The 26,005-nt window shown below is 70.4% G+C and carries 23 protein-coding genes, 2 tRNA genes and 1 pseudogene; 12 read left to right on the top strand and 14 right to left on the bottom strand.

Features of this window, described 5'->3' with window-relative positions; translation table 11 throughout:
• Window positions 1-32: 32 nt before the first annotated feature.
• From KPL59_RS07075 to KPL59_RS07065, 3 genes are all read right to left on the bottom strand, one after another.
• Window positions 33-443, bottom strand: coding sequence for a hypothetical protein (locus KPL59_RS07075; protein WP_226360293.1), 411 nt, complete (start codon window positions 441-443; stop codon window positions 33-35).
• Window positions 444-1,245: 802 nt separating this feature from the next.
• On the bottom strand, window positions 1,246-1,593 hold the full coding sequence (gene cutA, locus KPL59_RS37445) for a divalent-cation tolerance protein CutA (RefSeq protein WP_226360300.1): 348 nt from the start codon (window positions 1,591-1,593) through the stop codon (window positions 1,246-1,248).
• Window positions 1,590-2,195, bottom strand: coding sequence for a helix-turn-helix transcriptional regulator (locus tag KPL59_RS07065; RefSeq protein WP_226360299.1), 606 nt, complete (start codon window positions 2,193-2,195; stop codon window positions 1,590-1,592). The genes cutA and KPL59_RS07065 overlap by 4 nt, the downstream gene beginning before the upstream one ends.
• 169 nt (window positions 2,196-2,364) lie before the next feature.
• On the opposite strand from KPL59_RS07065, the gene KPL59_RS07060 reads away from it, so the two are divergent.
• The 6 genes from KPL59_RS07060 to KPL59_RS07035 all read left to right on the top strand — a co-directional run bounded on the left by KPL59_RS07060 (window position 2,365) and on the right by KPL59_RS07035 (window position 8,163).
• On the top strand, window positions 2,365-2,787 hold the full coding sequence (locus KPL59_RS07060; RefSeq protein ID WP_226360298.1) for a plasmid replication, integration and excision activator: 423 nt from the start codon (window positions 2,365-2,367) through the stop codon (window positions 2,785-2,787).
• 140 nt (window positions 2,788-2,927) lie between these two features.
• Window positions 2,928-3,281 (top strand): WhiB family transcriptional regulator, encoded by a 354-nt coding sequence (locus tag KPL59_RS07055; protein WP_226360297.1) that lies wholly within the window; start codon window positions 2,928-2,930, stop codon window positions 3,279-3,281.
• A gap of 190 nt (window positions 3,282-3,471) precedes the next feature.
• Entirely contained in the window at window positions 3,472-5,061 is a 1,590-nt protein-coding gene (locus KPL59_RS07050; RefSeq protein ID WP_226360296.1) for an FtsK/SpoIIIE domain-containing protein, read from the top strand.
• A gap of 101 nt (window positions 5,062-5,162) precedes the next feature.
• Window positions 5,163-6,776, top strand: a complete 1,614-nt coding sequence (locus tag KPL59_RS07045) for a helitron helicase-like domain-containing protein (RefSeq protein WP_226360545.1) — start codon at window positions 5,163-5,165, stop codon at window positions 6,774-6,776.
• A 14-nt stretch (window positions 6,777-6,790) separates the two neighbouring features.
• Complete coding sequence (locus tag KPL59_RS07040) at window positions 6,791-7,006, top strand: helix-turn-helix domain-containing protein (protein ID WP_226360295.1); 216 nt, start codon at window positions 6,791-6,793, stop codon at window positions 7,004-7,006.
• Window positions 7,003-8,163, top strand: a complete 1,161-nt coding sequence (locus KPL59_RS07035; RefSeq protein WP_226360294.1) for a site-specific integrase — start codon at window positions 7,003-7,005, stop codon at window positions 8,161-8,163. Before KPL59_RS07040 ends, KPL59_RS07035 begins: the two co-directional genes overlap by 4 nt.
• 66 nt (window positions 8,164-8,229) lie before the next feature.
• On the opposite strand, the gene KPL59_RS07030 is transcribed toward KPL59_RS07035, so the two are convergent.
• Together KPL59_RS07030 and KPL59_RS07025 are read right to left on the bottom strand one after the other, a co-directional pair.
• Window positions 8,230-8,640 (bottom strand): hypothetical protein, encoded by a 411-nt coding sequence (locus KPL59_RS07030; RefSeq protein ID WP_226360293.1) that lies wholly within the window; start codon window positions 8,638-8,640, stop codon window positions 8,230-8,232.
• Between the two features lie 139 nt (window positions 8,641-8,779).
• Window positions 8,780-8,850, bottom strand: a tRNA-Gly gene (locus KPL59_RS07025).
• Between the two features lie 120 nt (window positions 8,851-8,970).
• On the opposite strand from KPL59_RS07025, the gene KPL59_RS07020 reads away from it, so the two are divergent.
• Together KPL59_RS07020 and KPL59_RS07015 are read left to right on the top strand one after the other, a co-directional pair.
• A complete protein-coding gene (locus KPL59_RS07020) occupies window positions 8,971-9,540 on the top strand; it encodes a sigma-70 family RNA polymerase sigma factor (RefSeq protein ID WP_020627195.1) in 570 nt (189 codons plus the stop codon).
• Window positions 9,537-10,205, top strand: coding sequence for a zf-HC2 domain-containing protein (locus KPL59_RS07015; protein ID WP_226360292.1), 669 nt, complete (start codon window positions 9,537-9,539; stop codon window positions 10,203-10,205). Before KPL59_RS07020 ends, KPL59_RS07015 begins: the two co-directional genes overlap by 4 nt.
• On the opposite strand, the gene KPL59_RS07010 is transcribed toward KPL59_RS07015, so the two are convergent.
• The 6 genes and pseudogenes from KPL59_RS07010 to KPL59_RS06985 form a co-directional block, all read right to left on the bottom strand.
• Complete coding sequence (locus KPL59_RS07010) at window positions 10,198-11,364, bottom strand: putative peptidoglycan glycosyltransferase FtsW (protein WP_226360291.1); 1,167 nt, start codon at window positions 11,362-11,364, stop codon at window positions 10,198-10,200. The genes KPL59_RS07015 and KPL59_RS07010 overlap by 8 nt on opposite strands.
• A 67-nt stretch (window positions 11,365-11,431) precedes the next feature.
• Window positions 11,432-12,031 (bottom strand): sortase domain-bontaining protein, encoded by a 600-nt coding sequence (locus KPL59_RS07005; RefSeq protein WP_226360290.1) that lies wholly within the window; start codon window positions 12,029-12,031, stop codon window positions 11,432-11,434.
• Between the two features lie 193 nt (window positions 12,032-12,224).
• A pseudogene (locus tag KPL59_RS37440) lies at window positions 12,225-12,596 on the bottom strand (CHRD domain-containing protein); the annotation flags it as partial.
• 196 nt (window positions 12,597-12,792) lie between these two features.
• Window positions 12,793-13,668, bottom strand: coding sequence for a hypothetical protein (locus tag KPL59_RS06995; RefSeq protein ID WP_226360288.1), 876 nt, complete (start codon window positions 13,666-13,668; stop codon window positions 12,793-12,795).
• Between the two features lie 15 nt (window positions 13,669-13,683).
• Complete coding sequence (locus tag KPL59_RS06990; protein WP_226360287.1) at window positions 13,684-15,414, bottom strand: sulfite reductase flavoprotein subunit alpha; 1,731 nt, start codon at window positions 15,412-15,414, stop codon at window positions 13,684-13,686.
• The gene (locus KPL59_RS06985) at window positions 15,411-20,687 is read right to left on the bottom strand and encodes a glutamate synthase-related protein (RefSeq protein WP_226360286.1); all 5,277 of its coding nucleotides are present in this window, start codon (window positions 20,685-20,687) and stop codon (window positions 15,411-15,413) included. The genes KPL59_RS06990 and KPL59_RS06985 overlap by 4 nt, the downstream gene beginning before the upstream one ends.
• A gap of 144 nt (window positions 20,688-20,831) precedes the next feature.
• Between KPL59_RS06985 and KPL59_RS06980 the strand changes: the two genes are divergently transcribed.
• The 3 genes from KPL59_RS06980 to KPL59_RS06970 all read left to right on the top strand — a co-directional run bounded on the left by KPL59_RS06980 (window position 20,832) and on the right by KPL59_RS06970 (window position 21,997).
• Window positions 20,832-20,908 (top strand) — tRNA-Pro (locus tag KPL59_RS06980).
• 135 nt (window positions 20,909-21,043) lie between these two features.
• Complete coding sequence (locus KPL59_RS06975; RefSeq protein ID WP_374111601.1) at window positions 21,044-21,247, top strand: cold-shock protein; 204 nt, start codon at window positions 21,044-21,046, stop codon at window positions 21,245-21,247.
• Between the two features lie 288 nt (window positions 21,248-21,535).
• Window positions 21,536-21,997: a hypothetical protein gene (locus tag KPL59_RS06970; protein WP_226360284.1), complete on the top strand. Its 462-nt coding sequence runs from the start codon at window positions 21,536-21,538 to the stop codon at window positions 21,995-21,997.
• A 123-nt stretch (window positions 21,998-22,120) separates the two neighbouring features.
• Here the strand turns inward: KPL59_RS06970 and KPL59_RS06965 are convergent, their stop codons facing one another.
• Both KPL59_RS06965 and KPL59_RS37435 read right to left on the bottom strand, forming a co-directional pair.
• The gene (locus KPL59_RS06965) at window positions 22,121-22,885 is read right to left on the bottom strand and encodes a transposase (RefSeq protein WP_226360283.1); all 765 of its coding nucleotides are present in this window, start codon (window positions 22,883-22,885) and stop codon (window positions 22,121-22,123) included.
• Between the two features lie 118 nt (window positions 22,886-23,003).
• Window positions 23,004-23,315, bottom strand: a complete 312-nt coding sequence (locus tag KPL59_RS37435) for a C40 family peptidase (protein WP_374111600.1) — start codon at window positions 23,313-23,315, stop codon at window positions 23,004-23,006.
• Window positions 23,316-24,016: 701 nt separating this feature from the next.
• On the opposite strand from KPL59_RS37435, the gene KPL59_RS06955 reads away from it, so the two are divergent.
• On the top strand, window positions 24,017-24,781 hold the full coding sequence (locus tag KPL59_RS06955; RefSeq protein ID WP_226360282.1) for a transposase: 765 nt from the start codon (window positions 24,017-24,019) through the stop codon (window positions 24,779-24,781).
• Between the two features lie 313 nt (window positions 24,782-25,094).
• On the opposite strand, the gene KPL59_RS06950 is transcribed toward KPL59_RS06955, so the two are convergent.
• Window positions 25,095-25,871, bottom strand: a complete 777-nt coding sequence (locus KPL59_RS06950) for a hypothetical protein (RefSeq protein WP_226360281.1) — start codon at window positions 25,869-25,871, stop codon at window positions 25,095-25,097.
• Window positions 25,872-26,005 lie beyond the last annotated feature (134 nt).

The raw sequence follows: 26,005 nt of genomic DNA, 5'->3' as shown, positions 1-26,005 counted from the left end.
GGGCACGTATTCCCCACCCCTCCGAGACCACCTCAATCGGGCGAGCGATAACGCTGCGCCCCCCGGTCTTCGGTCCACCCAATTTCATACTCGCCGCAGGAGAACGTCGACTCGGGAAAGTCGCGCCCCTTTCGCATCATGAATTCATCGGCAGTCGCACTATCGTGGAATACTCCAAGGATTCGACAGTCGTCAGCTTCCTCCTGGAGGACGATCCAGACCGTCGACGGCGCGGCGGCATGAGTGACCACGCGACGACCCCGCCCGTACAGCCCCGACCCCGGTTCACCCCGGCTCCGCCGCACGGCCCGATCAAGAGCATGGGCACACAGGACGACCAGCACCCCGGTCACCACGAAGAGCCAGTCGAATCCACCGTTCCACACGGTGAGGATGACCACGAGGCCCGCCGCAGTGCACACAGCCCAGACGATGTTGAGCATGCGCACGCCTCCCTGCCGTCTCATGTTCAAGCGTCCGGGGGCGGCCACTCGCCCTCTTCTCGCACACCGGTCGCACGTCCCGCACCACCCCCTGTTCAAGATCGATAAGGGGTGGTGTTTCGGCCGGTCGCGTGGTGTGAGCGGGCGACGGGAATCGAACCCGCGTAGCCAGTTTGGAAGACTGCGGTCAATGCCCTGCCCACCTGCGCGATCTGAGCCGGTCGACTGACCGTGAGTGGCCGTGAGTGACCGTGGTTCCCCGCCAGTACTCGCACGCTCGTTGCACGACCGGCCCCGTGGGGTTGTCTTTTTTCCCACGCGCCCGGCCTGCTGGTGATCTCCTCGCGGCGCGGGTTCACCCCTGCCAGACCGAGGGGTGGGGTGCAAGGCACGGGGTTCAGCCTTGCACCCCACCCCTCGGTCTGGTTGCCGTCTCGGCGCGCCGTGAGGAGATCGCCAGCCCCGCCGCACTCCCCCTGATCTCCGAGCGGTGTCGGGTCCGGGCGGAGCCCGGCCGCCGGAGGCATCCCGGGCGGCACGCCCGGCCTACAGGACTGACGACGGTCCGCATCGACGCCTGGCGTGACGCGGAGCAAGGGCAGCGGCGGCCATCGTGCAGGCGTGCCGTCGGCGTCTCTGGGGTTCAGGCGGCTGCCTGGTGGCTTGGGGTCGGGTAGCCGAGCCCGCCGCCGCGAACGGGCCGGAGGTGTAGTGAGCGAGCGGCGGGGGCGGCGTGGCCGACCCCGCGCCGCCGGAGGCGGCGCCTTGATCCCCTAAAGCACAATTCGGCAACACACACGACCTAGCCAGACGCTGGCGGCTCGGTCTGCTCGCGGATCCAAGCCAAGTAGGTCGGACTGCCGTCGTGGATCGGCCGAGCGCTCACGCTAGGGAGGTCGTAGGGGTGCGCCCCCATGACGCGTTCGACAATGGCCGGAACGAGGCTGCGACGAGTATGCAAGGCAGCGCGCCCCTCGGTGCAGTCATGGACCTCATCGCCCCACCGGTACGTCGAGTGAACGGGCTCGAAGTTGTGGACATTTGATGCAAGCCGATCGATGACAAGAGTGCGGGTGAACCAGCGAAGCCAATCGGGATCAGGTGCAGTGAGCACGACTTCGCAGAGCTCTACGGAACCAGTCGCCGTCATGCTGTGCCGCCACGTACGGCGATGAGCTCACTCATGGTGCGCGCGGAGTCCTCGCGAGTGGAACCCATCGTGGCCCACCCCGTCATGACCTGATCGTCGTAGCCAAGCCCCACCCACCGACCAGTGAATTCGATGCCGTGTGGGTGCATGACAAGGAACATCGTGCCCTTCGAGCGAACAGCGCCATCTGCTGCGGCGTACCAGCCAGTCATAATCTGGTTGTCCCAAAGACGCAGCTCGCCGGACCACAGGTATCCGCCCTCAGCCTGGCTGAGCCCCCGCTGGATCGCGGCGATGTGGATCAGGTGACCTTCCTGGCGCATGTGGACGGGCTGGGTGGCGATCTTCTCGACTCCATCGCGGGTGGTTTGCCAGGAAGCCCACCTGTCCCCAGTCAACGAGACGCGGCCGGGTGCGCGACCAGCCAGTTCACTGACCGAAACTCCGAGAGCATCAGCAATAGTTAGAGCAACCGACACGAGAGGCTGCTGCTCCCCTGCTTCGTAGCGCCGGATTTGGCGGGTGTCGACCCCAGCCACCCGCGCTAAATCAGCCTGCGACATGCCGAGGTCTGCTCGTCGCCGACGGATCACATCGCCCATCTCCACGCTCCTTATCGTCGCAGGACCTCCTAGCCCTTGACAGCCGGACTAGTTCGCCTCATCATAGGTCTAGTTAGTCCTCCAGGAGGGCGCGGTCGTCCCCTGGCAGGTCCGGACTGACTGCGGCAGGCGCAACCGCCTCGCCGACGACCCCCAAAGGAGGCGCCAGATGGCACGCAGTAACAGGTTTGTGGTGGCGATGGGTGATGTGTTCCCGCTGGGGGCGTTCGTGGTGTCGGAGGTGGAGGCGGTGCGGGATTTTGAGAAGTCCGGGCCGGGTCGGCCGGTGCAGCAGGTCGATCGGGAGTCGGGGTTGCCGGTGTGGTCGGTGTCGGTGCTGGATGCTGATCCGGAGGCGCGTCGTTCGGAGAAGACGGTGGTGGTGAAGATCGCTGCGGCGCATCAGCCGGTGCCGCCGGAGGCCACAGCGGGGTTGCCGTTTCGTCCGGTGGAGTTCGACGGGCTCACGGTGACCCCGTACGTGCAGGAGACCGGCGGGCGTCCGCGTGTGGCTTACAGCTTTCGCGCGGCGGGGATGCGCGCCCCCGGCCCCCAGCGTGGACATACGGCCAAGAACCAGGACGCCGCCTGACAAGCACTGTCGGACCAGGCGATATGTGTGGGAGAGCCCGTTAGTGGCGGGCTCCCCCACCGAGTCTTCCTTGCCGTGTGTTGCTGCCGTGGCAGGCAGTTGATCAACCCGGAACCAGCGTGGAAGGACACCGATCCTAGATGAACACCGGACTTTCTTCACCCCCTCCTGCCCTGCCCCGGGCGCTTCACGGTGCTGAACGTCATCGCTGGCGGGCCGGGGCGGCGTGTCGCGGGATGGACACCGAGTCGTTCTTCCCCACCGACACCGCTCCGCACGCCGCCGAGCCTGCGTTGGAGGTGTGTCGTGGTTGCCGGGTCCGCAGTATGTGTCTGGTCGAGGCGCTGCTGGTCGAAGACCCGGCCCGCCGCTACGGCGTCCTCGGCGCCACCACCCCACAGGATCGACGGCGGCTGCACCGCACCGCTCGGGTCGCCGCCCGCCGGAGCACCGCCCCTGCTGCCGTTCCCACACCGGGGAGCGCGGCGGCATGAACACCGACACGACCACCGATGTCGTTACCGGGGAGGACACGGTGCGGTGCGAGGTGTGCCTGACCCCGCTGAGCGCGGTATCTCAGGGGGACGGGCGTCGGTGTAGCGACCATCATGACCAGCTCGCGTTGGTTCCCCTCCTTGCCGTGTGCGCTCCGCGTCGTTCCCCGGAACAGGACGGAGAGCGTCGATGAGCACGACAGGTTCTCTCGTTGTTGCCGGTCTGGCGACGGTGGTGGTGCTCGCTGGTCTGCATTGGGTGGGGCAGTTCCTCGGCCGGATCGCCGAGGGCGTGGCGACGGTCGCGGTCGTGTTCGTCACCGTCTGGTTGGCCTGCAAGGTCGTCGTGATCGTGACGGTGTGGGTGGTTCGGCATTGGCGCACCACGATCACCGCTGCGGTCGCTGTGGTGTGGTGCTCGCTGCTCGGGTGGCCCTCGCTGGTGGTCACCATCGCTGCGGTCGCTGTCGCGCTGGGGGTGTGGCGGTGGACATCGGTGGTGTCGTTCGATCGTTATGCCGGGCGTCGTCTGCGGGGGTGGTGGCTGCGCTGGCTGCTGTATGCGCCTCGGATGCCGCGCTGGCTGCGCTCCTGCAACCTGACGGTGCCGGACCGGGGCGGAGCACCGATCGCGGTGGTGAATCCATTGCGCCGCACCCCGGTCTTGTCGAGGTCGCGGCCGGTGGCTGATCAGCTCCCTCGGATTCTGGGGGTGCGCTCGGGGCCGTCGTGGGACGAGGTCCGGGTCCGCCTCGTTCCCGGGCAGACCCCGGAAGAGTTCGACACCGCCACCCGCGCCCTCGCTGTCGCGCGCAGGGTGCGGCGTTGTCAGGTGCGGGAGTTGTCCCCGAATGTGGTGTCGATCGATTTCCAGCGCCGCAACCTGCTGTCCGGGGTGGTGCGGGCGCCGGGCCTGGACACCCTGTCCGACCTGGACGGGTCGGCGATCGACCTGGAGAAGGTCTGGTCCGGGCACACCGAGTACGGCACGGACTGGCATCAGTCGTTGATCGGTGGTCACACCCTGGTCGCGGGGGCGACTGGGGCGGGGAAGGGGTCGTTGATGTGGGCGCCGTTGTGTGCGATCGCCCCCGCGATCGGTGACGGCCTGGTCCGGGTCAACGGGATCGACCCGAAAGGTATGGAGCTGGCCTACGGGCGGGGAGTGTTCCACCGCTACGCCGTCACCAGCAAAGACGCCCTCGCCCTCCTCGATGATCTTGTCGAGAGCATGGAGGCCCGTAAACGCGAGTACGCCGGGGCGACCCGCCTGGTCCCCGTCACCCGGGACACCCCGTTGGAGATCGTGGAGTTCGACGAGATCGGCGCGCTGCTGCGTTACGGCGGGGACCGCAAGACCCGCGAGGCGATCACCGACCGCGTCGCCCTGCTCACCACCCAGGGCCGCGCGTTGGGCTACACCGTGCGCGGCTATGTGCAGGAACCGACCAAGGACACCGTCCCGGTGCGGGAGCTGTTCCCCCGCCGCATCTGCCTACGCGTCGCCTCGAAGTCCCATGTGTCGATGGTCCTCGGCGATCACGCCTACGACCGTGGTGCGTGGGCCAACCGGATCGGTGAAGACGAACCCGGCGTGGGCTATCTGTTCGGCGACGGCATCCGTGAACCCCTGCGTATCCGGGCCGGGTGGGTGTCTGACGGTGCGGTCAAAGACCTAGAAGCCTTCGTCACCCGCACTTCCCCGACCGCCGGAGTGGCGCCGGTCCTGACCCTCCCCGACCCGACCGTCCACCACCGCGAGATCGGAGACGCAGCATGACCAACGCCGACACCCACACCGACAGCGCCGACACCGTGACCGACAGCGCGCCGGGGCGGGAGCCGGTCGATCAGGACACGCTCACCCGGGCGCAGAAGGCGATGCTGGCCCTGTCGCACGAGGTCGCGGTCCAGCTCGCCGAGGACCACGGCGTGTGTGTCCGCCCCCTGGCGATGCGCCGCATCGACCAATCCACCGGACGGATCGATGTCGTGCCGGTGCCGTGCGGTTCGACACGGGAAGACCAGTGCCGCCCCTGCTCAGACAAGGCCCGACGGCTGCGGATGACCCAGTGCCGCGAAGGCTGGCACCTGGAGAACGAACCCGCCGTCACACCTGCCGACCCGACGACCGCGCAGAAAGAGTTGATGGCCGCCCGCGCGGACTTCCACGCCGCCTACACTGACTGTCTCGCCGCCGGAGACAACGCCGAGTGTGATGAGATACGCGAGATCGTCGAGGACATCGACACCGAACTCCGCGCCCTCGGAGTCCGCGGACCCCTCGCCCCGCTCGACCCCCGCCCGAAGGCCATCCGCCGGACTACCCGGCGTCGTCAGGACGCCCCGAACCTGCCCCGGCGGCCTGTGGAGGACCGCACGATCGGACGGGTGTTCGGCGGGAAATATCGGCCCTCGACCTTCCTCACCCTGACCCTGGACACCTACGGCCGCGTCGACGGCAACGGCGCCGCGATCGACCCCGATACCTACGACTACCGCCGCGCCGCCCGCGATGCGATCCACTTCCCGAAGCTGCTGGACAGGTTCTGGCAGAACACGCGGCGCTGTGTCGGCTGGGACGTGCAGTACTTCGGGACCGTCGAACCGCAGAAACGCGGTGCCCCGCACTTCCACGCCGCCATCCGCGGCACCATCCCCCGCGCAGAGTTGCGCGCGATCACCGCCGCCACCTACCACCAGGTCTGGTGGCCCGCCCACGACGACATCGTCTACACCGGGGACAAGCTCCCCCGCTGGGACCACCGGCAGAAAGCCTTCGTCGACCCCGACACCCACACACCGCTCCCCACCTGGGACGAGGCCACCGACCCCGAGGTCCTCACCACGCCGGCCCACACCGTGGTCTTCGGCCCCCAAGTGCATGTGAAAGGCATCCTCGGCGGCACCGAAGAAGCCGGACGCCACATCGGCTACCTCACCAAATACCTCACCAAATCCGTCGGCCACGCCGCCGGACTCGACGACACCGCCACCACCCGCCAGCGCGACCACGCCCGACGCCTCACCGCCGAACTCGCCATCACCCCGTGTTCGCCGCGCTGCCCGATCTGGCTGCTCTACGCCGTCGCACCCAAGGGTGCCCGCCCGGAGATGACCCCCGGGCACTGCACCGGCACAGCGCACAAGCCCGAACACCTCGGCATCGCCGGACGCCGCGTCCTGGTCTCCCGCAAATGGTCCAACAAGAGCCTCGGTGATCACCGCGCGGACCGGAGCGCGTTCGTTCGGCAACTCCTCGACCACGCCGGAGTGACACCCGCCTACGCGATCGATGACGGACCCTTCAACTGGGAACCCGTGCAACCCGGCGACAGCGACGTCCCACCCCGCCCCGTCCTGCTTCTGCACGCGATCCATCAACGCCAACGATGGCGCGCCGACTACGACGCCGCCCTCCTCACCACCACCGGCCCACCACCGGACGACCGTTCGGCAATCGGGTGTTCGGCTACCCGTGATCAGGCCGCGTAGCAGGGACGCCGTCGATGACGCAGTACCTGACCGTGGCCGAGACCGCCCGCTACCTGAACACCTCCCCGCGTTTCGTGCGGCGCCTGGTCGCAGCCCGACGGATCGCGTTCTACCGCATCGGACGGCATGTGCGCTTCGCCGTGACCGACCTCGACGCCTGGCTCGCCCAAGGCCGGGTCGAACCGTTCCCCCACCGACCACACCCACACCCCCGGCGAGGAACGCGATGACGGCGAACAAGACGAGTCGGCGCCGGTTCGGCTCCATCCGCCGCCTGCCCTCCGGGCGGTATCAGGCCAGCTACCCCACCAACAGCGGGCAACGCCGCACCGCCCCGGGAACCTTCGACCGCAAAGGCGACGCCGCCCAATGGCTCACCCTCGTCGAAAGCGACATCCTGCGCGGTGACTGGTTCGACCCCGCCCTGGGCCAGCTACCCTTCCATGACTTCGGGGAGCAGTGGATCACCGAACACCGCGTCAGCGCCCGCACCCGCGAGGAGTACCGCAGCATCTGGCGCCACCACATCGACCCGTTCCTCGGCCCGATCGACCTCGCCGAGCTGACCACCGCAGTCATCCGCACCTGGCGCACCACCCTGCTCGCTGCCGGACGCTCCGAAGACCGCACCGCGAAGGCCTACCGCCTCGTCCGCGCCATCTGCACCACCGCCGTCGACGACGGCCGGATCACCCGCAACCCCTGCCGCATCAAAGGCGCCGGTGAACACCGCACCCCCGAACGCCCCACCGCCACCATCGGCCAGGTCTTCGACCTCGCCGCCGCGATGCCACCCCGCTTCCACGCCCTGATCCTGTCCGCCGCGTTCACCGGACTGCGCTGGGGAGAACTCGCCGGGCTACGCCACTGCGACCTCGACCTGAACACCGCCACCCTCCACGTCCGACGACGCCTGGCCCAACTCAGCCGAGGCGGCCTCCGACCCGGGCCACCCAAATCCGCCGCCGGTATCCGCACCCTCTCCCTGCCCCCGTTCCTCGTCGAGGTCCTCACCACCCACACCGCCGCCTACTCCGGCCCGCCACCGGACGGACTGATCTTCTGCGGACAACGCGGCGGCATGCTCCGACGCGGGAACTTCGGCCGCGCAACCGACTGGCCCACCACCGTGGTCAAGACCGGGCTCCCCACCGGTTTCCATTTCCATGACCTACGTCACACCGGTAACCATCTCGCTGCTACTGCTGGGGCCAGCACCCGCGAACTCATGCACCGCATGGGCCACGGCACCATGCGCGCCGCACTGATCTACCAACACGCCACCACCGAACGCGACCGCCGCATCGCCACCCAGATCGCCGCACTGGTCGACCGCGAACGCCGACCCCACACCGATCAGGACATCGAGGCCGACGACGACGGCTGAGTCGTCAGAGAGTTCACCGGCGGCTTCCCTCATCGGGCACGTATTCCCCACCCCTCCGAGACCACCTCAATCGGGCGAGCGATAACGCTGCGCCCCCCGGTCTTCGGTCCACCCAATTTCATACTCGCCGCAGGAGAACGTCGACTCGGGAAAGTCGCGCCCCTTTCGCATCATGAATTCATCGGCAGTCGCACTATCGTGGAATACTCCAAGGATTCGACAGTCGTCAGCTTCCTCCTGGAGGACGATCCAGACCGTCGACGGCGCGGCGGCATGAGTGACCACGCGACGACCCCGCCCGTACAGCCCCGACCCCGGTTCACCCCGGCTCCGCCGCACGGCCCGATCAAGAGCATGGGCACACAGGACGACCAGCACCCCGGTCACCACGAAGAGCCAGTCGAATCCACCGTTCCACACGGTGAGGATGACCACGAGGCCCGCCGCAGTGCACACAGCCCAGACGATGTTGAGCATGCGCACGCCTCCCTGCCGTCTCATGTTCAAGCGTCCGGGGGCGGCCACTCGCCCTCTTCTCGCACACCGGTCGCACGTCCCGCACCACCCCCTGTTCAAGATCGATAAGGGGTGGTGTTTCGGCCGGTCGCGTGGTGTGAGCGGGCGACGGGAATCGAACCCGCGTAGCCAGTTTGGAAGACTGGGGCTCTACCATTGAGCTACGCCCGCATGCCCCGATCTCACCGATCAGGACCTCCACAGCGTATCCCACACCGGCCCCGTGAACATCCCCGCCCCCGGGTACGTACACACCGGCCACAGGGACGTTCAGGAGGTTCGCAGACACCGATGAAGGCGCCCCACCGCAGGCTGCGCTCCGTCGACGCGCGCACCGCGGAACCCGGGCTCGACACCGAGCAGGGGCTCCGGGCCGCGTACACGGCGCACGGAGCCGAGCTCTACCGCTACGCCCTGCGTCAGCTCGGCGACGAGGGCGCGGCCCAGGAGTCCGTGCAGGAGGTCTTCCTGCGCGCCTGGCGCCGCGCCGACTCCTACGACCCGTCGATCGCCAGCCTGCGGGTGTGGTTGTTCGCCATCGCCCGCAACGTGGTGATCGACGAGATCCGTAGGGTCGCGGCGCGGCCCTGGCGCCGCAGGCTCACCGACGAGCCCGACCCCGGGAACGACTCCGTCGGTCCTGCCGACGACGCGCTCGTCGACGGCTGGCTGGTCGAGGAGGCGTTGCGGCGGCTCCGTCCGGAGCACCGGCAGGCGATCGTCGAGGCGTACCTGCGGGGCCGCCCGCACGCCGAGATCGCGGCGGAGGCGGGGGTGCCCCTGGGGACGATCCGGAGCCGGGTCTTCTACGGGCTGAAGGCGTTGCGACTGGCGATGGACGAGATGGGGGTGGAACCGTGACTCCGGACGAGCACCGGGCGATGCGGGAGTCGCTGGGCGACCACGCGATGGGCCGGCTGGAGGGCGACGAGCTGGCGACCCTCGAGGCCCACCTGCAGGGCTGCCCGACGTGCCGCGAGGAGCTGGCCGAGGTCGCGAGTGTGCTGCCCGCGCTGGGCCGGGTCGATCCGGACCGGCTCGACCACACCCCCGCTCCCCCACCGGACCTGGGCGACCGGATCGTCGCGGCGGCGCGGGCCGAGCGCCCGGCGTCCACCGCGGGCCGGCCACGGAGCCGGTGGGCACCGGTCGCCGCGGCGGCCGCGGCCGCCCTGCTCGTCGGCGGCGTCGCCGGCTACCTGGTCGGCGACCACGACGGCATTCCGCGCGAGCCGGTCGCGGTGCAGGCGATGGACCCCGCGGTGCGGGCCACGGCGGTCGCGATCCCGCACACCTGGGGCGTCGAGATCGTGCTCGACGGCGACGGGTTCCGCTCCGGTGCGACCTACCGCGTCGTCGTCGAGGCCGAGGACGGGCGCGAGGTGAGCGCGGGCGAGTTCATCGGGACCGGTACGTCGCCGATGGTCTGCAACCTCAACTCCTCGGTGCTGCGGGCCGACGCGGAGCAGTTCCGGGTCGTCGACGGCGCCGGGGCCACGGTGCTGCGCGGCAGCCTGGCTACCTGACCCGGCGGGCGGCGTTGGCGACCAGCCCGAGCAGGAACAGGGTGCTGACCAGCGCCGTCCCGCCCGCGGACACCAGCGGCAACTGCTGGCCGGTCACCGGGAGCAGACCGACGACGTATCCGACGTTCATCACGGCCTGCACGACCACCCAGGTCACGGTCGCCGCCGTCACCAGCCGCAGGAACGGGTCCCGGGTGCGGACCGCGACGCGCAGCCCGACCCAGGCGAGCAGCAGGTACAGCGCCAGCACGGCGAGCCCGCCGACGAGCCCGAGCTCCTCGCCGATGACGGCGAAGATGAAGTCGTTCGCGGCGTTGGGCAGGTAGTCCCACTTCGCGCGGCCCTGTCCGAGGCCGGTGCCGAACAGGCCGCCGTCGGCGAGGGACAGCAGCGCCTGACGGGACTGGTAGCCGGCGCCGAGCTCGTCGCCCGCGCCGAGGAACGTGCTGATCCGGTCGCGGCGGTAGTCGGCGGTGAGGCCCAGGACGGCGACGCCGAGCAGCGCCCCGACGGACATGCCGCCGAGCAGCAGCAGCGGCGCCCCGGCGAAGAACAGCAGCGACAGCACGATGACCCCGAGCGCCACCGTCGTGCTGAGCGCGGGTTGCAGCATGAGCAGCGCCGCGGCCAGCAACGCGACCGGGACCAGTGGGAGGACGGCGTAGCGGCCCCGGCGCGCGGCACGGCCGCGCAGCGCCAGCACGTGAGCGCCCCACAGCAGGAGCACGACCTTGGCCGCCTCGCCCGGCTGCACGGTGAACCCGGCGACCGAGATCCACCGGCGGGCACCGCCGCGGACCTCGCCGATGCCCGGGACCAACACGAGCACCAGCGCGGCGAGACAGGCGAACAGCAGCCACGGCGTCCATCGTCGCAGCCCGGCCGGTGACACCCACATCCCGAGCGCGAACGCGCCGGCCCCGAGCAGCAGGAAGATCAGGTGGCGGACGAAGACGGTGAGCACCATTCCGTCCGCGACGGTCCGCCCGCCCGCCGACGCCGACAGCACCATCACGACGCCGACCGCGAGCAGCACGCCCGTCGTCCCGAGCAGCAGGTGCAGCGGCGGGACGCGGCGCAGCCGGGCGAGCCGCGACGCCCGGGGGCGTCCGGCTGCGGCGCCCGTCGGGCGCGGGTCGCGCTGTCGCGGCACCGTCACCCGATCAGTGTGGTCCCGGACCGGGTGTCCGGAGTGGAACCGGACGTCTCGGCGCGTCGGGCAACGGTCACAGTGCGCGGGCGTGCACGACCATGTTGTCGAGGTAGCTGAGTGCCCCCCGGTCGAAGTCGCCCGCACAGGTGACCAGGCGCAGCTGGTCCGGTGACGTACCGCCGAACACGGCGAAGGTCGGGAACGCGTCCTTGGGCACCTGCTCGGTCCGCTCGACGGCGTACCGGTCGACGGAGCCGTCGTCGCGGCCGACCTCGATCACGTCGCCCGGGGCGAGGTCGGCCAGGTCGATGAACACCGCGGGCCCGTCACGTGAGTCGACGTGCCCGAGCAGGACGGTCGGGGCGGGCGCGGTGCCGCGGTCGAACCAGCCGACGCGGTCGTAGTCCTGCGGCACCTCGGCGGTGCCGTCGTCGGCGATGCCGAGCCGGAGCAGCTGCGACTCGTCCACCCCGATCGCCGGGATGTGCAGCGAGACGGGCACACCGGCTGCCGCCGGGACGGCGCCGGGCGGCGCGCCGGCGGACGGCACCGCAGGCGCGGGAGTGGGGGCGGGCGGTGCCGCACACCCCACGAGCAGGAACACCAGCGCAACGACGACCGGGAGCAGCAGGGCTCCCGGGCGTCGGTCACGCGTGTGGTCAGCCCTGCGCACGGCCCCGGCGGGCCATCAGCACGCCCGCACCGGCCGCGGCGGCCAGGCCGGCGGCACCGACCGCGTAGAGCGCGGTCGAGTCGGAGGAGGACCCACCGGCGCCGGTCTCGACGCCGCCCATCGGGACGGCGGCGAGCTGGCCGCGCACCGTGCCGGCCGCGAAGTCGGCGGTGTGGGCGTCACCGGTGAAGCCGGCCGGGTTCGCCTCGATCTGCTTCAGCGAGAAGCCGGTGGCGGTGTCCTGGCCGTTCGGGCCCTCGAGCCCGGTGGTGAACGGGCCCTGCAGGCAGCCCGACGAGGTGCGGACGTCGCCGTCGCCCTCGGGGTTCGGGAACGCCAGGCGCGGCGGGCCGGGCTTGCCGAGCGCCGCCTCGTGGATGTGCGTCGCGGTCTTGGCCGGGCTCTGGTACTCGCCGGTGACGCCGCGCAGGGTGATGTCGTAGCAGATGATCTCGTCGTCGGAGTTGATCCGGAAGTTGAACTCGCCGGTCGCACCGGGCTGACCGGGGACGGCCTGCCCGTCGTTGTTGACGATGGTGTCCGGGGTGGCGCTCACGGTGTACATGCTCGTGAGGGTCGACGGCTCCCCGACCTCGGTCTCCTGGGCGAACGCGATCCCCGCGGTCGCGGCGAAGCCGAGTGCGGTGGCGGCGGTGACGGCGGCGAGACGGGGCAGGGTGCGGCGCATCCCGGTGTCCTTTCTGACGGGTTCATCCTTGATTGCCCGTCTCTACGACCACCGCGTCGGCCGCGTTCACCACTCAGCCGATCGGGTGCAGCAGCACGTCCCGGACCATGCGCTCCCAGGCCGTCACGACGTCGGTGGACGGCAGTCCGAACTGGCCGATCAGGGCGGGGCAGCGGCCGTCCGGCCCGGTCAGGAGCACCGTCGTCATCGGACCGTACGGGCCGTGCGTGCGGACCGGGCGCACCGCCTCGATCTCGCCGGGGGCGAACGCGAACTGCACCGCACCCGACACCACGCCGACGACGTCACCGGTCTCGACGTGGTCGACCGAACCCGTGCCGACCTGCAGGCAGCCGCCGTTCGGCACGGCCAGCCCGGCCGGGACCCCGTGCTCGCAGAGCAGGCACAACAGGTCGACGGCCCGGGCGACGTCGCACGGCGGGGCCGCCAGGACGAGCCCGTCGGGGACCCGGCCGCCGCCGTCGGCGAGCGCGTCGAGCAGCCCGAGGTGGTCGAGCTCGTCGGGGACCGCCGTCGGCGCGACGGGCGGGTCGTCGACGCGCGGGGCCAGCCGCATCACCTCGGTGACCAGCGGGGCGTCGGGCGACAGCAGGTGCGTGCGGTGCACCGCCGCGCCGTCGCCGTCGAACAGCCACAGCGCGGCGGGCTCGCGACGCTCGTCGTCGGCCCGGGTCGCGACGACCGCGGCGACCGCGGGCCGGGACAGGCGCAGGGTCACCGCGTCGGCCCGGACCCCGAACGCCTCGCCGGTGAAGGTCGGCTCGGCGTAGGTGCCGAGCTCGCTGATCAGGGCGCTGCCGTTCGCGGTGGTCGCGACGACCTCGTCGAGCAGCGGGAGGTGCCGCGCCAGCGTGCCGGCGTCGAGGTCGAGCCGCTCGCCGACGAGGTGGGAGAGCAGGACGTCGAGGTCGGTGCGAGGCAGGGTCACGAGGCACGCTCCGGTTCAGTAGACGTCACGCAGGTACCGCTTCCCGCGCTTGAGGTCGGCGACGAACTCGGCCGCACCGTCCTCGCCCCCGGTGTGGGCGGCGAGGATCTCGTGCAGCGCGGCGTCGACGTCGCGGGCCATCCGGCTCGCGTCGCCGCACACGTAGAGGTGGGCGCCCTCGGCCAGCCACGCGTACAGCCGGGCTCCGTGTTCGCGCATCCGGTCCTGGACGTACACCTTCTCCGGCTGGTCGCGGGAGAAGGCGAGGTCGAGGTGGGTGAGCAGGCCGTCGGAGGCCCAGCCGAGCAGCTCGGACCGGTAGAGGAAGTCGTGGTCGGAGCGGCGGTCGCCGAACAGCAGCCAGTTCCGGCCCCGCGCCCCGCGGGCGGCCCGTTCCTGCAGGAACGCGCGGAACGGGGCGACACCCGTCCCCGGCCCGATCATGATCATGTCGACGTCGTCGGCGGGTGGCCGGAACCCGGTGTTGGGCTGCAGCGAGACGACGGCGGTGTCCCCGACGGCGAGCCGGTCCGCGAGGTGGGTGGAGCAGACCCCGCCGACCGCGCGGTCGTCGCACCGGTAGCGGACCGAGGCGACGGTCAGGTGCACCCGGTCCGGGAACAGCAGCGGGCTCGACGAGATCGAGTACGCCCGGTGCTGCAACGGGCGCAGCAGCCCGACGAACTCCTCCGGGTCGAGCCGCACCCGTGCGGCGTGCAGCAGTCCGAGCAGGTCCCGGTCCCACAAGGCGGCCGCGCGGTCCTCGCGCAGGGCGGCGCGCAGCCCGGCGTCGGCGGCCCGCTCGGCGAGCACCTCGAGCAGGTCCCGCGACGGCGTGACGATCTCGTGCGCGCAGGTCAGGAGCTCGCGCAGCGGACGGTCACCGACCGGGGTGTCGCCGTCGTGACCGAGGTGGTCGAGGAACGCCTCGACGAGCGCGGGGTCGTTGGCGGGCACGACGTTGAGCGAGTCTCCCGCGGCGTAGGTCAGGCCGGTGCCGGTGAGGTCGAACTCGTGGTGGTGGATCTCCTTGTCCGAGGCGGGCCCGGACAGCCGCACCCGGTGGGCGAGCACGGCGGGCACCGGGGCGGGGCGTTCGCGGCGGCGCGCCGGCTCCGGCGCGGGTGCGGGTGCGGGTGCGGGCTCCTCCGCGACGGGCGCGGCGCTCAGCACGGCGACGATCTCGGGGAACCACTGTGCGGAGGCGTCCTCCCACATCACGTCGCAGTCGCGGCGTTCCAGGAGGCGGGTGGCCCCCAGCTCGGCGAGGCGGGTGTCGAGCAGCCGCCCGGCCGCGCAGAAGTCCTCGTAGGACTCGTCGCCCAGCGCGCACACTGCGAACGACATCGCGTCCAGGCGTGGCGCGTCGTCTGCGGTGATCATCTTCCGGAAGAGGTCGGCGTTGTCGGGCATCTCGCCGTCGCCGTAGGTGGAGCAGACGACGACCACCCTGCTCATCGCGGCGAGCGCGTCGGCGTCGACCGCGTCGAGCTCGTGCAGCTCCCACGGCACCCCGGCCTCGGTGAGGCGTTCGGTGAGCAGGTCAGCGACGTACTCGGCGTTGCCGGTCTCGGTGCCGTACAGCACGTGCACCGGGGTCATCCCGGACTCCTTCCGGACGGGTGCGGCGGCGCTGCGGGCGCCCGCGAGGTAGCCGGACAGCCAGATGCGCTGCTCGGCGGTGAACGGGGCGTCCGGCGAGATCGCGAGGTCGCCCAGCTCGGCCGGGGGCGGCGGCGCGATCACGGGGCACCCACCAGGTCCGGTGCGGCGCGGGCCGCGAACAGTTCCTCGACGCTCGGGATCCGGCCGAGGCGCGCGGTGTTGGCGGCGTCCTGGGCGAGGATCCAGCCGTAGGTGCCGGGGCTGTCGGTGCCGTACACGTCGCGCCGGGCGAGGGAGCGCTTGAGGTCGCCGACGCGCTTGTCCGAGACCAGTACGGCGAGCTCGTCGTCGGTGTAGCCGGCCAGCGCGTCGCGGGCGTAGCGCACCAGCCGCGTGCGGACGGCATGGTCCTCGGTGAGCAGCAGCGTGCGGACGGGAACGCCGCGGCGGGCGGCGACCTCCTCGGCGACGGTCTGCACGGTCAGTCCGTTGAGCAGGACGAACATCTCCTCCCCGGCGTCGCCGTCGGGTACCACCCCGGACGCGACGGGGACGCCGTCGCGCTGGGCCAGCTTGTGCCGGCGCAGCTGGTGCGCGGCGAGGGCGGCGGCGAGCTCGTCGACGAGCTCGCGCCGGGTGCGGGCGGCGAGGATCTCCCCGGCGTCCTGGTAGAGCCGCAGCGACCGCGGGGTCGCGACGAGCAGGTGCGCGCGCTCGCGCTCCCAGTCCTCGAGCAGCCGGGTGGCGAGCGGCGAACCGGTCGCCTCGGCGTGCCACTCCAGCAGCAGCCGGACGGCGGTCGTGTGGAACCCCGAGACCGGTGCGACGTCGACCGAGTCGGTCGAGAACCCGACCGTCCCGGTCGGGTCGTACTGGTAGAGGAACCCGCCGGACATGCCGTTGCCCAGACCCGACCCGGCGGCGCCGAGGTTCAGCACGGCCCCGGCGGTCATGTACTCGCAGCCGAAGTCGCCGAGCCCCTCGACGACGGCGCTCGCCCCGGAGTTCCGCACCGCGAACCGGTCCCCCGCCTCGCCCTGCACGAACAGCCGGCCGCCGGTGGCCCCGAACAGCGCGAAGTTGCCGACGAGCACGTTGGTGCCGGGCCGGTCGTCGTGCACGGTGCCGGGCGACCGGACCGCGATGGTGCCACCGCAGGCGGACTTGCCGACGCCGTCGTTGGCGGTGCCGGTGTGGACGAGCCACATCCCGTCGTTGCAGAACAGCCCGAACGACTGTCCCGCGGCGCCGTGGGTGCGGACCCGCAGCCACCGCTGCGGCAGGAACCGGCGGCCGCGGTCGTCGACGAGTGCCGGTCCGGGGACGTGCTCGTGGTTCAGCATCCGCTCCACGTCGACGGCGAGGCGCCCGCCCACGGAGCGGTGCCGGTTGCCCAGCACGCCGCCGTCGATGTCCACCCCGGACTCCCCACGGGCCAGGGCCGCCCGGACGGTGGCCGACCACCGCTCGTCGTGGTCGTGGTGGGCGCCGACCCGCACCGGGTCGGCGACCTGCGGGGTCGTGACGCGGTGCAGCAGGCGGCGCAGGTCCAGCCGCCCGACCAGCGACGGGTGCCGGGCGAGGTGCAGCAGGTCCGCCCGGCCGCGGGCCTCGCGCAGGCTGCGCAGCCCGAGACCGGCGAGGATCTCGCGGACCTCGTGGGCGACGCCGAGCAGGTACTGGGCCAGCGCGCGGGGGTCGCCGTCGAAGGCGTCGGCGTCGGTGGTGATCCCGGCCGGGCACTTCACGTTGCAGTTCTTCGCCATGACGCAGCGCAGCATCATCAGCGCGGTCGTCCCGAACTCGAAGGAGTCGGCGCCGAGCAGCGCGGAGACGACGACGTCGCCGCCGGTCTGGTGCGCCCCGGAGCAGCGCAGCTCGACGGCGTCGCGCAGACCGTGCGCGGACAGCGCCTGGTGCACTTCGGCGACGCCCAGCTCCGCGGAGCGCCCGGCGAACTTCAGGCTGGTGACGTTGGCGGCGCCGGTGCCACCGGTGTTGCCGGCGACGTTGATGACATGCGCCCCGGCCTTCGCGACGCCGACGGCGATCGTCCCGATGCCCTCCGAGGACACCAGCTTGACCACGACCTTCACCCGCGCCGCGGTGGCGTCGTGGATGAGCTGGGCGAGGTCCTCGATGGAGTAGGTGTCGTGGTGCGGCGGCGGGGACACGAGCTCGACACCGGGCGTCGCGCCGCGGGCAGCGGCGATGTCGACGGTCACCTTGGCGCCGGGCAGCTGGCCGCCCTCGCCGGGCTTGGCCCCCTGCGCGATCTTGATCTCGACCTGGTCGAGCATCGGGTCGGCGAGGTAGCCCGCCCACACCCCGAACCGTCCGGAGGCGAACTGCTTGACCCGGGAGCCGCGGATGGTGCCGAACCGGGTGCGGGACTCGCCGCCCTCGCCGCAGTTGGATAGCCCGCCGACCATGTTGGTGCCGTGGGCGACGGCCTCGTGCGCCCCGGCGACGAGGGCGCCGTGGCTCATCGCGCCCGAGGCGAGGGTGCGGGTGATCTCCGAGGCGGGCTGTACCTGCGACAGCGGGACCGGGTCGGGGGCGGTGACGAGCAGGTCCAGCCGGTCCGCGGCCGTCCCCGTCGCGGCCACCCGCAGGGTGCGGTGGTCGAGGCGTTCGACGGACACCCCGAGCCGCTCGTTCAGCCAGGACGCCAGCGGGGCGGCGTCGACGTCGACGTGCAGCAGGTCGCCGTCGCGGCGCAGCCCGCGCACGGCGATGCAGGCGTTGCCGTGCGGGTCGACGCGGTCGAGCGCGGCGGCAGGATCGCCGTCGCGCAGGTCCGGCGGCAGGACCAGGACGTCGCGCAGCGCGGACGGGCGCCGTTCGCGCTCGGCGGCGAGGGACCGGACGAGCTCGCGGTAGCCGGGCGTGGGCGCGGACGCGTCGATCTCGGCGTCGGTGAGCGCACCCAGTCCGGTGTGGACGTAGGCGTCGTCGTGCAGGCCGAGGGAGTCGGTGAGCGCGGCGAGCGGCAGCAGCCGGAGCTCGCGGTCGACCGTGCCCGCGGTGAGGCCGGTCCGTTCGTCGACCAGACCGGTGAAGGCGGTGACGGCGGCGGCGCCGTAGGAGTGCCCGGCACCGTCGGAGCGTTCCTTGAACAGGCCGAGCTGCGGGAGGTCCTCGGGGCCGGTGACGGTCAGCGCGCGGGCGTGCCAGTCGCGGACCGAGCGCTCGATGTCGGCGAAGCCGGCACCGCCGACCGGGGCGTCGACCTCGGGGAGCCAGCGGGCGAGCACCGGGTCGCGGGTGTCGAGGTAGGCGGACTCGAAGAACTCGCCGCCGACGTAGCTCTCCATCGTGCACAACCCGACCCGGGCCATGGTCTTGAGCAGGGACTTCTCCGCCGCGGCGCGGAAGCGCGCGAACGCCGCGCCGGGGTCGTCGGGGTGCTGCTGGACCGCGCGCAGGTGCGCGGTGTGCGGGTGCACGGCCGACGCCCCGAACCCCAGGACGACGGCGAGGTGGTGCGCCGAGCAGACCTGCCCGGTCGCGACGACCAGCGACACCGCGGGGCGCAGACCGGCCGCGACCAGGGCACGGTTCACCGCGGCGACGGCGAGCGCCGCGGGGACTGCGGCCCGGTCGCGGGCGACGGCGCGGTCGTCGAGGACGGCGATGCCACCGCGGTCGCGGGTGAAGGCGACGACCTCCGCGCACAGTCCCTCGACCGTGGCCTCCAGTGTCCCCGGCTCGTGCAGCAGCGCGAACCGGCCGACCGGGACGACCTGCTGGGCCTCGATGCGGGCGAGGCCGTCGGCGTCGAGCACGGGCGAGTCGAGGACGATGCGGTGGAACGGGCCGTCGTGCACCGGACGGGCACCGAGCGCGACGCGCAGGGTCATGCCGTCGGCCTCGCGGATCGGGTCCAGCGGCGGGTTGGTGACCTGGGCGAAGCGCTGGGAGAAGAAGTGCGCGACGCCGCCCTCGCGGTCGCTGAGGGCGTTGATGGCGTTGCCGTAGCCCATGGCGGAGACGCGTTCGGTGCCGGTGTCGAGCATCGGGTCGAGCAGGACGCGGAACGCCTCGGCGTCGAGGCCGTAGGCGACGTAGCGCTGGTGGACGGTGAGGTCGTCGCCCCCGGCCTGCTCGGGGGCCCCGGGGGCGTCCGGGAGCTCGGCCGCCGGTGTCCGCGCTTCGACCAGGAGGGCCTCGTGGTCGGCGCGGGCGGCGAGCAGCTCCAGGGTCTGCGCGGTGTCGTAGGTGCGACGCTCACGGGTGCTCCACCACAGCATCCCGCCGGCCTCGATACGGCCGCGGCGCAGCACCTCGTCGTCGGGGAAGGGGAACTGGCCCGCCTCCGAGGAGACGGTCAGGTAGTCGGCGGTCTCGCAGGTCCGCAGGGGACGCAGGCCGAGCCGGTCGAGACGGGCACCGATGACCTCGCCGTCGGAGAAGACCAGCGCGGCCGGGCCGTCGTTGATCTCCTCGACCAGCGAGCGGTACTCCAGCATCGCACGCACCGGCGCCGGCAGCGTGCGGTCGTTCTCCCAGGCCGGGGGCATCGCGGCGACGACGGCCGCGACGAGGTCGAGCCCGTCGCCCGCCACACGTGCGTGCAGGGTCTGGTCGAACCGCGCGCTGTCGGACTGCCCGGGCGGCCGCACGATCCGGCGGCCCCGGGCGCGGGCGAGTGCCTCGTCGGCGATCCGGTTCTTGCGGTCGGTGTTGAGCTCGCCGTTGTGCGCGAGCAGCCGGAAGGGCTGCGCCATCGACGGGTGCGGGTCGGTGTTGGTGGAGAAGCGGGTGTGGAAGTAGAGGCTGCGCACCCGGTGGTCGGGGTCGGTGAGATCGGCGAAGTACGGCACGACCTCCCACGAGTTCAGCCGTCCCTTGAGGACCTGGGTGCGGGTCGAGAGGCTGAGCGGGTAGAGGCCGGCGACGGTCTCGTCGGTGTAGGCGACCGACTCGACGTCGAGCAGGATGCCGTGCGCCAGGCGCTCCGGGTCGGCGACGTCGGGGACCTCGACGATCCACTGCCGCACCGGGAGCTGCTGTGCGGCGGCTGCGGGACGCAGCACCGACGGATCGACCGGCACGTCGCGGACGGCCAGGACGGTGCAGCCGTGCGCGGTGAGGGTGAGCGTGACCAGCGCCGCGGCCGCCGCGGCGCGTTCCGGGTCGGCGGGGAGGAAGACGTTCGCGACGGCGAACCGTCCCGGAGTCAGCTCGCGGCCGGCGAGCCGGGAGAAGAACGACACCGAGAGGTCCACCGAGACCCCGCCGCCGTCGCCGACGCCCTCGGCGGACATCCCGCCGCGGTGCGGCACGGCGCAGAGGGCACGATGAGCGAGGGCGAGCACGTCGTGGGTCTGCACCCCGTCCTTGCGGACGATCAGCCCGACGCCGCAGCTCGCGTGCTCCGCGGTGGGGTCGTGCAGTCCGGACGGTGCCACGTGGCGGTCCTCCTTCAGTAAGGGAAGGCTTACCTTAAGAACGGGAGAGCGGCAGGATCAACGGCCGGTCGCTGTCGCGCAGGACACACCCGGCGTCGACGGCGGCGGACGAGCGGGACGGGCGCAGGGCTAGACTGCGGGCGACGGGGTGTGGCGCAGCTTGGTAGCGCACTCGCTTTGGGAGCGAGGGGCCGTGGGTTCAAATCCCGCCACCCCGACCACATCCGACCTGCGGAAACAGGTCGGCGCCACTCGACGCGACCGTCGATACGTGGCAGTTCAGCCAGCATTAGTTCCGGAACCGCGTGGACCGTGGCGACCCGACCTGCTCTGATCGACGCATGGCAACCGGGGTCGTGAAGTTCTACAAGGCCGAGAAGGGCTGGGGTGCGATCAGCAGCCCGGAGCTGCCCGACGGCCTCGACGCCTTCGTCCACTTCAGCGATATCGAGGCCGAGGGCTACAAGGCATTCGAGCAGGGCGACCAGGTCGGGTTCGACTACGAAGCGGCTCAGCAGGACAGTTTCCGTTTCCGCGCGACCCGCGCACGACGGCTCTGACACCTGGAGGCTTATTCAGGGCCGCCTGGCGGGCTACCTCGCTGCGGTCCCGACCTGGAGAAACACCGCACTTCATGATCACCCTGAATAAGCCTCCTGATTCCTCCCGCCTCGCGCTCGATCGCATCGAGCGCGAGGCGGATATCGTCGGTGTCGGCGTGGGCGTAGATCGTCGTGGTCGAAGAGCTGAACAGGATCGACGGCGGTCGACATGTGACAGTTCTGGAGGAACGGGGCGCAGTACGCTGCCGTTGACACGTCTCGAGAGTGCGTTCGGACAGAACCTGGATGAGCACCGACCTTCAGTACGACGGGCTCTCCGCGTGGCGCCTGCACGTCTCCGTCGAGGCCTTGGCCCATGTCGCATGCGAGGTTGCCGGACTCGTCCCTGAGGGGGTCCACGCGCAGGCGGTCGGTACGCAGATCTCGATCTGGTCGAATCGGGGAGCGGGGTCGCCGCGGGTCGTCGAGATGAAGGACCTCGGCGTACCCGGCGATGCAGTGACGGCAACAGACTTCCCGACCGAAGCCGTGCTCCGTGCTCTGGACGCCATCCAGGAAATGGTCATGGACCACCTGCACCAGAGCTGGCCGGAGGCATCCGGAACGAGCGGCGGACTTCATCCGCAGGCCCAGCGCGACGGAGACCAGGTGGCATTCGGGTATGTGGACCGTTCCGGAGCCGGTCTGCAGCTCACACCGTTCCCGGTACCTCCCGAGCCGGAGCGGGTCGTCGTCGCAGGCCGATAGCCGACGTGCCCGTCGACGACGAGCCGAGCAGGCAAGGACGACTGCGTGCGAGCCAGGCGGAGAGTAGCGGTACGAGTTCACACTCACGTCTGCACAGACGCCAAGAGGCTTATTCAGGCTCCGTCAGGTAAGTGTGTAGAAGATGAGTCCGATGACTGCCGAGATTGTCGTTTTAAATGTGGCGTAGGGCCGCCGGTAGTCTGTGTGGAGAACTTTCCACGTTTTGATATGGGCGATGACTCGTTCGATGGTGGCGCGTGTGTGGTTGAGGCTCTTGTTGAATGTTTTTTGCCAGTCGAGAAGTTCCCGGCCGGGTGGTTTTTTGAACGGGGTGAGCATGCCGCGCCCGATGTATCCTTTATCGCCGATCGGGGGGTATGTGGCGAGGTGGTCGAGGGCGCCGGATTGGTCGAGGCAATATAGGTCGTGTCGGGAGCCTGGGGTCGGGTCGGAGATCCACGACAGCTGCCCTTCCAGGGTGGCTGCGACCTGGACGACGACGCCGGTGGTGCGATGCTTGCCCGACCACAGACCCGGCACCGCGGCCCATGACCAGCAGGGCAGCAAGGTTCCATCGATGATGTACTGCCGATCGGCACGAAGCTCCTCTGCCGTCGGAACGACACTCCGCAGCGCCTGTGCCAGCAACGGTGTCACCCCCGTGATCGCTCGACTAACCGTCGACTGCGACACCCCATAGGTTTCCGCCAACTCCCACTGCACACGATTCCCGCGCAGATACGCCAACGTGATCACCACCGACCAGAACAACCCCAGAACCGGCGGCCAAGGCCGTCGCAGGCCAGTCGCGTTCCGCTGATCCTGCTCATACACTATAGCGGCAAGATCCTGAATCTCATCACGCCGGAAACCAGTGGCATAGTACATACTGCGACAACCCGTTCATCTTGGATTGATTCGGCAAACCAATATTCGCGATGGACGGGCTGTCGCCCAACCCGACACGCCGGGCTAGATCGTTATTTCACGGGGCCTGAATAAGCCTCTAGGTGCCGTAGAAGACGAGGTCGCCAGGCTGAAGCGGGGTGTTCTCCGGAACGCGGGGGCCGTGCCGGAACTGGGCGTGGGCGGTGCGCGGCAGATCCACGCCCGCCTTGTCATAGGCGAAAGTCGTCAATCCCGAGCAGTCGAAGCCGCGGTGCCCGTTCTCGGGGCCGTTGCCGCCCCACACATACGGCAGCCCGATCTGCTTCATCGCAACCTCGACCGCGATCCTCGCGCGCTGATCCGGCAGAGCGGTAGTGGCCGCCGCGGGCTCGACGCCGACCGTGACAGCAGCCGGTCCGGACTGCAGCACTGCCGCCGGGGGAGCCGCGACGACCCCGGACGTGGGGAGGGCAGATGAGGAAGCTGGTGCGGATGCTGTCGGCCCGCCTCCGTTCCCGGCCCCAGCAGGAAGTGGAGCCAGCCCCGAGCCGCTCAGCGAGGTGACGGACCACAACACAAGCCCGACACAGACGGCCGTCGCGGAGATCCCGATGCCATCTGATCTCTCGGGGCGACGCCGAGGCCCCGGCCCCTGCCCCGTTCGCCCGCCGCCATCGGGGACGGCCACGGGTCCGGCCGCCAGGTGGACAGGTCGCATCAGCTCGCGTCGCTCACCAGTGGCAGCACGTCGGATCGGTTCTGCTTGCGGAGTCGGTACATCGCAATGCGGGCAGAACTCACCCTGCCCGTGGAGCCAGAAGAGCTCACAATCATGTTCCGTGCGTCGTGCCTCAGGCATAGATGTGCCGATCCAAAATGAAGAACTGTCAGGGGTTGCGATTCTGCCCGCATGAGCGCGCGAAGCGCAGCCGGAGCAGCCGCGTGAGCAGAATGATCACATAGACGCCCGCACGGTCCGGGCCCATGACTGTGGCGTGATACACCATGCCTTGAGGCTTATTCAGGCCCCGTGAAATAACGATCTAGCCCGGCGTGTCGGGTTGGGCGACAGCCCGTCCATCGCGAATATTGGTTTGCCGAATCAATCCGAGATGAACGGGCTGCCGCAGTATGTACTATACCACTGGTTTCCGGCGTGATGAAATTCAGGATCTTGCCGCTATAGTGTATGAGCAGGATCAGCGGAACGCGACTGGCCTGCGACGGCCTTGGCCGCCGGTTCTGGGGTTGTTCTGGTCGGTGGTGATCACGTTGGCGTATCTGCGCGGGAATCGTGTGCAGTGGGAGTTGGCGGAAACCTATGGGGTGTCGCAGTCGACGGTTAGTCGAGCGATCACGGGGGTGACACCGTTGCTGGCACAGGCGCTGCGGAGTGTCGTTCCGACGGCAGAGGAGCTTCGTGCCGATCGGCAGTACATCATCGATGGAACCTTGCTGCCCTGCTGGTCATGGGCCGCGGTGCCGGGTCTGTGGTCGGGCAAGCATCGCACCACCGGCGTCGTCGTCCAGGTCGCAGCCACCCTGGAAGGGCAGCTGTCGTGGATCTCCGACCCGACCCCAGGCTCCCGACACGACCTATATTGCCTCGACCAATCCGGCGCCCTCGACCACCTCGCCACATACCCCCCGATCGGCGATAAAGGATACATCGGGCGCGGCATGCTCACCCCGTTCAAAAAACCACCCGGCCGGGAACTTCTCGACTGGCAAAAAACATTCAACAAGAGCCTCAACCACACACGCGCCACCATCGAACGAGTCATCGCCCATATCAAAACGTGGAAAGTTCTCCACACAGACTACCGGCGGCCCTACGCCACATTTAAAACGACAATCTCGGCAGTCATCGGACTCATCTTCTACACACTTACCTGACGGAGCCTGAATAAGCCTCCTTCTGTGTTATAAACGGGTATCGCGCGGGATTATGTGGTTCCACACCGCATGAAGACATCCTACGATACCGAGCAGATGCGTCAAGAGGTTCCACGGACTGCGGACGCACGCATAGTCCGCTCCGAAATTTGCTGGATAGGGATCCCTTTTTAACGTGGTGGTCGTGAGGTAAACGCCGGGCGACAAGCCCTGCTCGCTGCACTTCCAGCGGCGTTGTCGACGCCGTCGCAGGTGTGTAGCCAGCTCGGTAGTGCTCGGTCTGCCCCATGACGGCGACCAGCTGGTCCGGCCGTCAGGTGACCGCGGTCGGCCAGTCGCTCCCGCCGCGGCGGTCCCGGGCGGCGGTCGCGGCGGCGTAGAGCTGAATGTCACGCAGGCCGACGCCGACACCGGCCCGGCGGAGGTGGTGCACCAGAGGTGTCACCTCGTCCGCCCACCAGCGCTCGGCGAGTGCCCGGCGGTCCGGCAGGGGCGCCCCGCGCAGGGTCTCGCGGAAGGCCCATGCCTCTGCCGCGTCGGCCAACCGCATCCAATCGGCGGTGCGGTCGAGCCAGAGCTCGGTCCGGATCGGGTCGGGCAGCGGGATGCGGGTGAGGAACTCACGCTCGGCGGCCTTGCTGGGCAGGTGCATCGCGCGCAGGCAGGCCATCGCATAGGCCACGGTGCAGACCCACCGCACCCGGGCCGGGAGGGCGACGACACCGCGCGCACGGGCGACCGAGACACGGTGGTGCCCGTCGACGACGAAGTACATCTCCCCCAGCCGCATCAGCTCGACCCGCGGGACCATCTGGCCGGGCCGGGTCATCAGCTCGGCGACCGCATCCCATCGCGCGCGCAGCTGCGGGTTGCGGAGCCGGAACTCGGCGTCGAAGTCGTCGGCCCGCCCGACGGTGCCGACGATCCGTTCGACGCGGACGTCGTCGGGATACTCCATCATGTCGCCGTCGCGACCGAGAGCGCGCACGGCGTCGTCGTACGGAACCAGCCGGGCCTCCGCGGTGCCGGGCCGCGACGGCGGGAGCCGCAGCCGGTCACGTACGGCGTCGAGGGGGTTCCGTGCCTTCATGTGTGCCGCCCGGGGCGAGGTCGACGGTGGACGTCACAGAAGAGTATTCCGGAGGTCGACGTCGGGACGTGTGATCGTTCCTACGGGTGGATCAACCTCTTTCTCGGGGTGCCGCGGCGTCACAGCGCCCGACG

Source organism: Pseudonocardia sp. ICBG1142 (assembly GCF_020496255.1).
In the GTDB taxonomy this organism is placed as follows: Bacteria; Actinomycetota; Actinomycetes; order Mycobacteriales; family Pseudonocardiaceae; genus Pseudonocardia.
The sequence above is the reverse complement of the archived record's forward strand: the minus strand, read 5'-3'. Positions and strand labels throughout refer to the sequence as shown.

Bases quoted from the DNA above. Each gene is read 5' to 3' on its own strand.
- KPL59_RS07075 (WP_226360293.1), bottom strand. From the start codon at position 443: ATGCTCAACATCGTCTGGGCTGTGTGCACTGCGGCGGGCCTCGTGGTC.
- cutA (WP_226360300.1), bottom strand. From the start codon at position 1,593: ATGACGGCGACTGGTTCCGTAGAGCTCTGCGAAGTCGTGCTCACTGCA.
- KPL59_RS07065 (WP_226360299.1), bottom strand. From the start codon at position 2,195: ATGGGCGATGTGATCCGTCGGCGACGAGCAGACCTCGGCATGTCGCAG.
- KPL59_RS07060 (WP_226360298.1), top strand. From the start codon at position 2,365: ATGGCACGCAGTAACAGGTTTGTGGTGGCGATGGGTGATGTGTTCCCG.
- KPL59_RS07055 (WP_226360297.1), top strand. From the start codon at position 2,928: ATGAACACCGGACTTTCTTCACCCCCTCCTGCCCTGCCCCGGGCGCTT.
- KPL59_RS07050 (WP_226360296.1), top strand. From the start codon at position 3,472: ATGAGCACGACAGGTTCTCTCGTTGTTGCCGGTCTGGCGACGGTGGTG.
- KPL59_RS07045 (WP_226360545.1), top strand. From the start codon at position 5,163: ATGCTGGCCCTGTCGCACGAGGTCGCGGTCCAGCTCGCCGAGGACCAC.
- KPL59_RS07040 (WP_226360295.1), top strand. From the start codon at position 6,791: ATGACGCAGTACCTGACCGTGGCCGAGACCGCCCGCTACCTGAACACC.
- KPL59_RS07035 (WP_226360294.1), top strand. From the start codon at position 7,003: ATGACGGCGAACAAGACGAGTCGGCGCCGGTTCGGCTCCATCCGCCGC.
- KPL59_RS07030 (WP_226360293.1), bottom strand. From the start codon at position 8,640: ATGCTCAACATCGTCTGGGCTGTGTGCACTGCGGCGGGCCTCGTGGTC.
- KPL59_RS07020 (WP_020627195.1), top strand. From the start codon at position 8,971: ATGAAGGCGCCCCACCGCAGGCTGCGCTCCGTCGACGCGCGCACCGCG.
- KPL59_RS06970 (WP_226360284.1), top strand. From the start codon at position 21,536: ATGAGCACCGACCTTCAGTACGACGGGCTCTCCGCGTGGCGCCTGCAC.
- KPL59_RS06965 (WP_226360283.1), bottom strand. From the start codon at position 22,885: ATGTACTATGCCACTGGTTTCCGGCGTGATGAGATTCAGGATCTTGCC.
- KPL59_RS06955 (WP_226360282.1), top strand. From the start codon at position 24,017: ATGTACTATACCACTGGTTTCCGGCGTGATGAAATTCAGGATCTTGCC.
- KPL59_RS06950 (WP_226360281.1), bottom strand. From the start codon at position 25,871: ATGAAGGCACGGAACCCCCTCGACGCCGTACGTGACCGGCTGCGGCTC.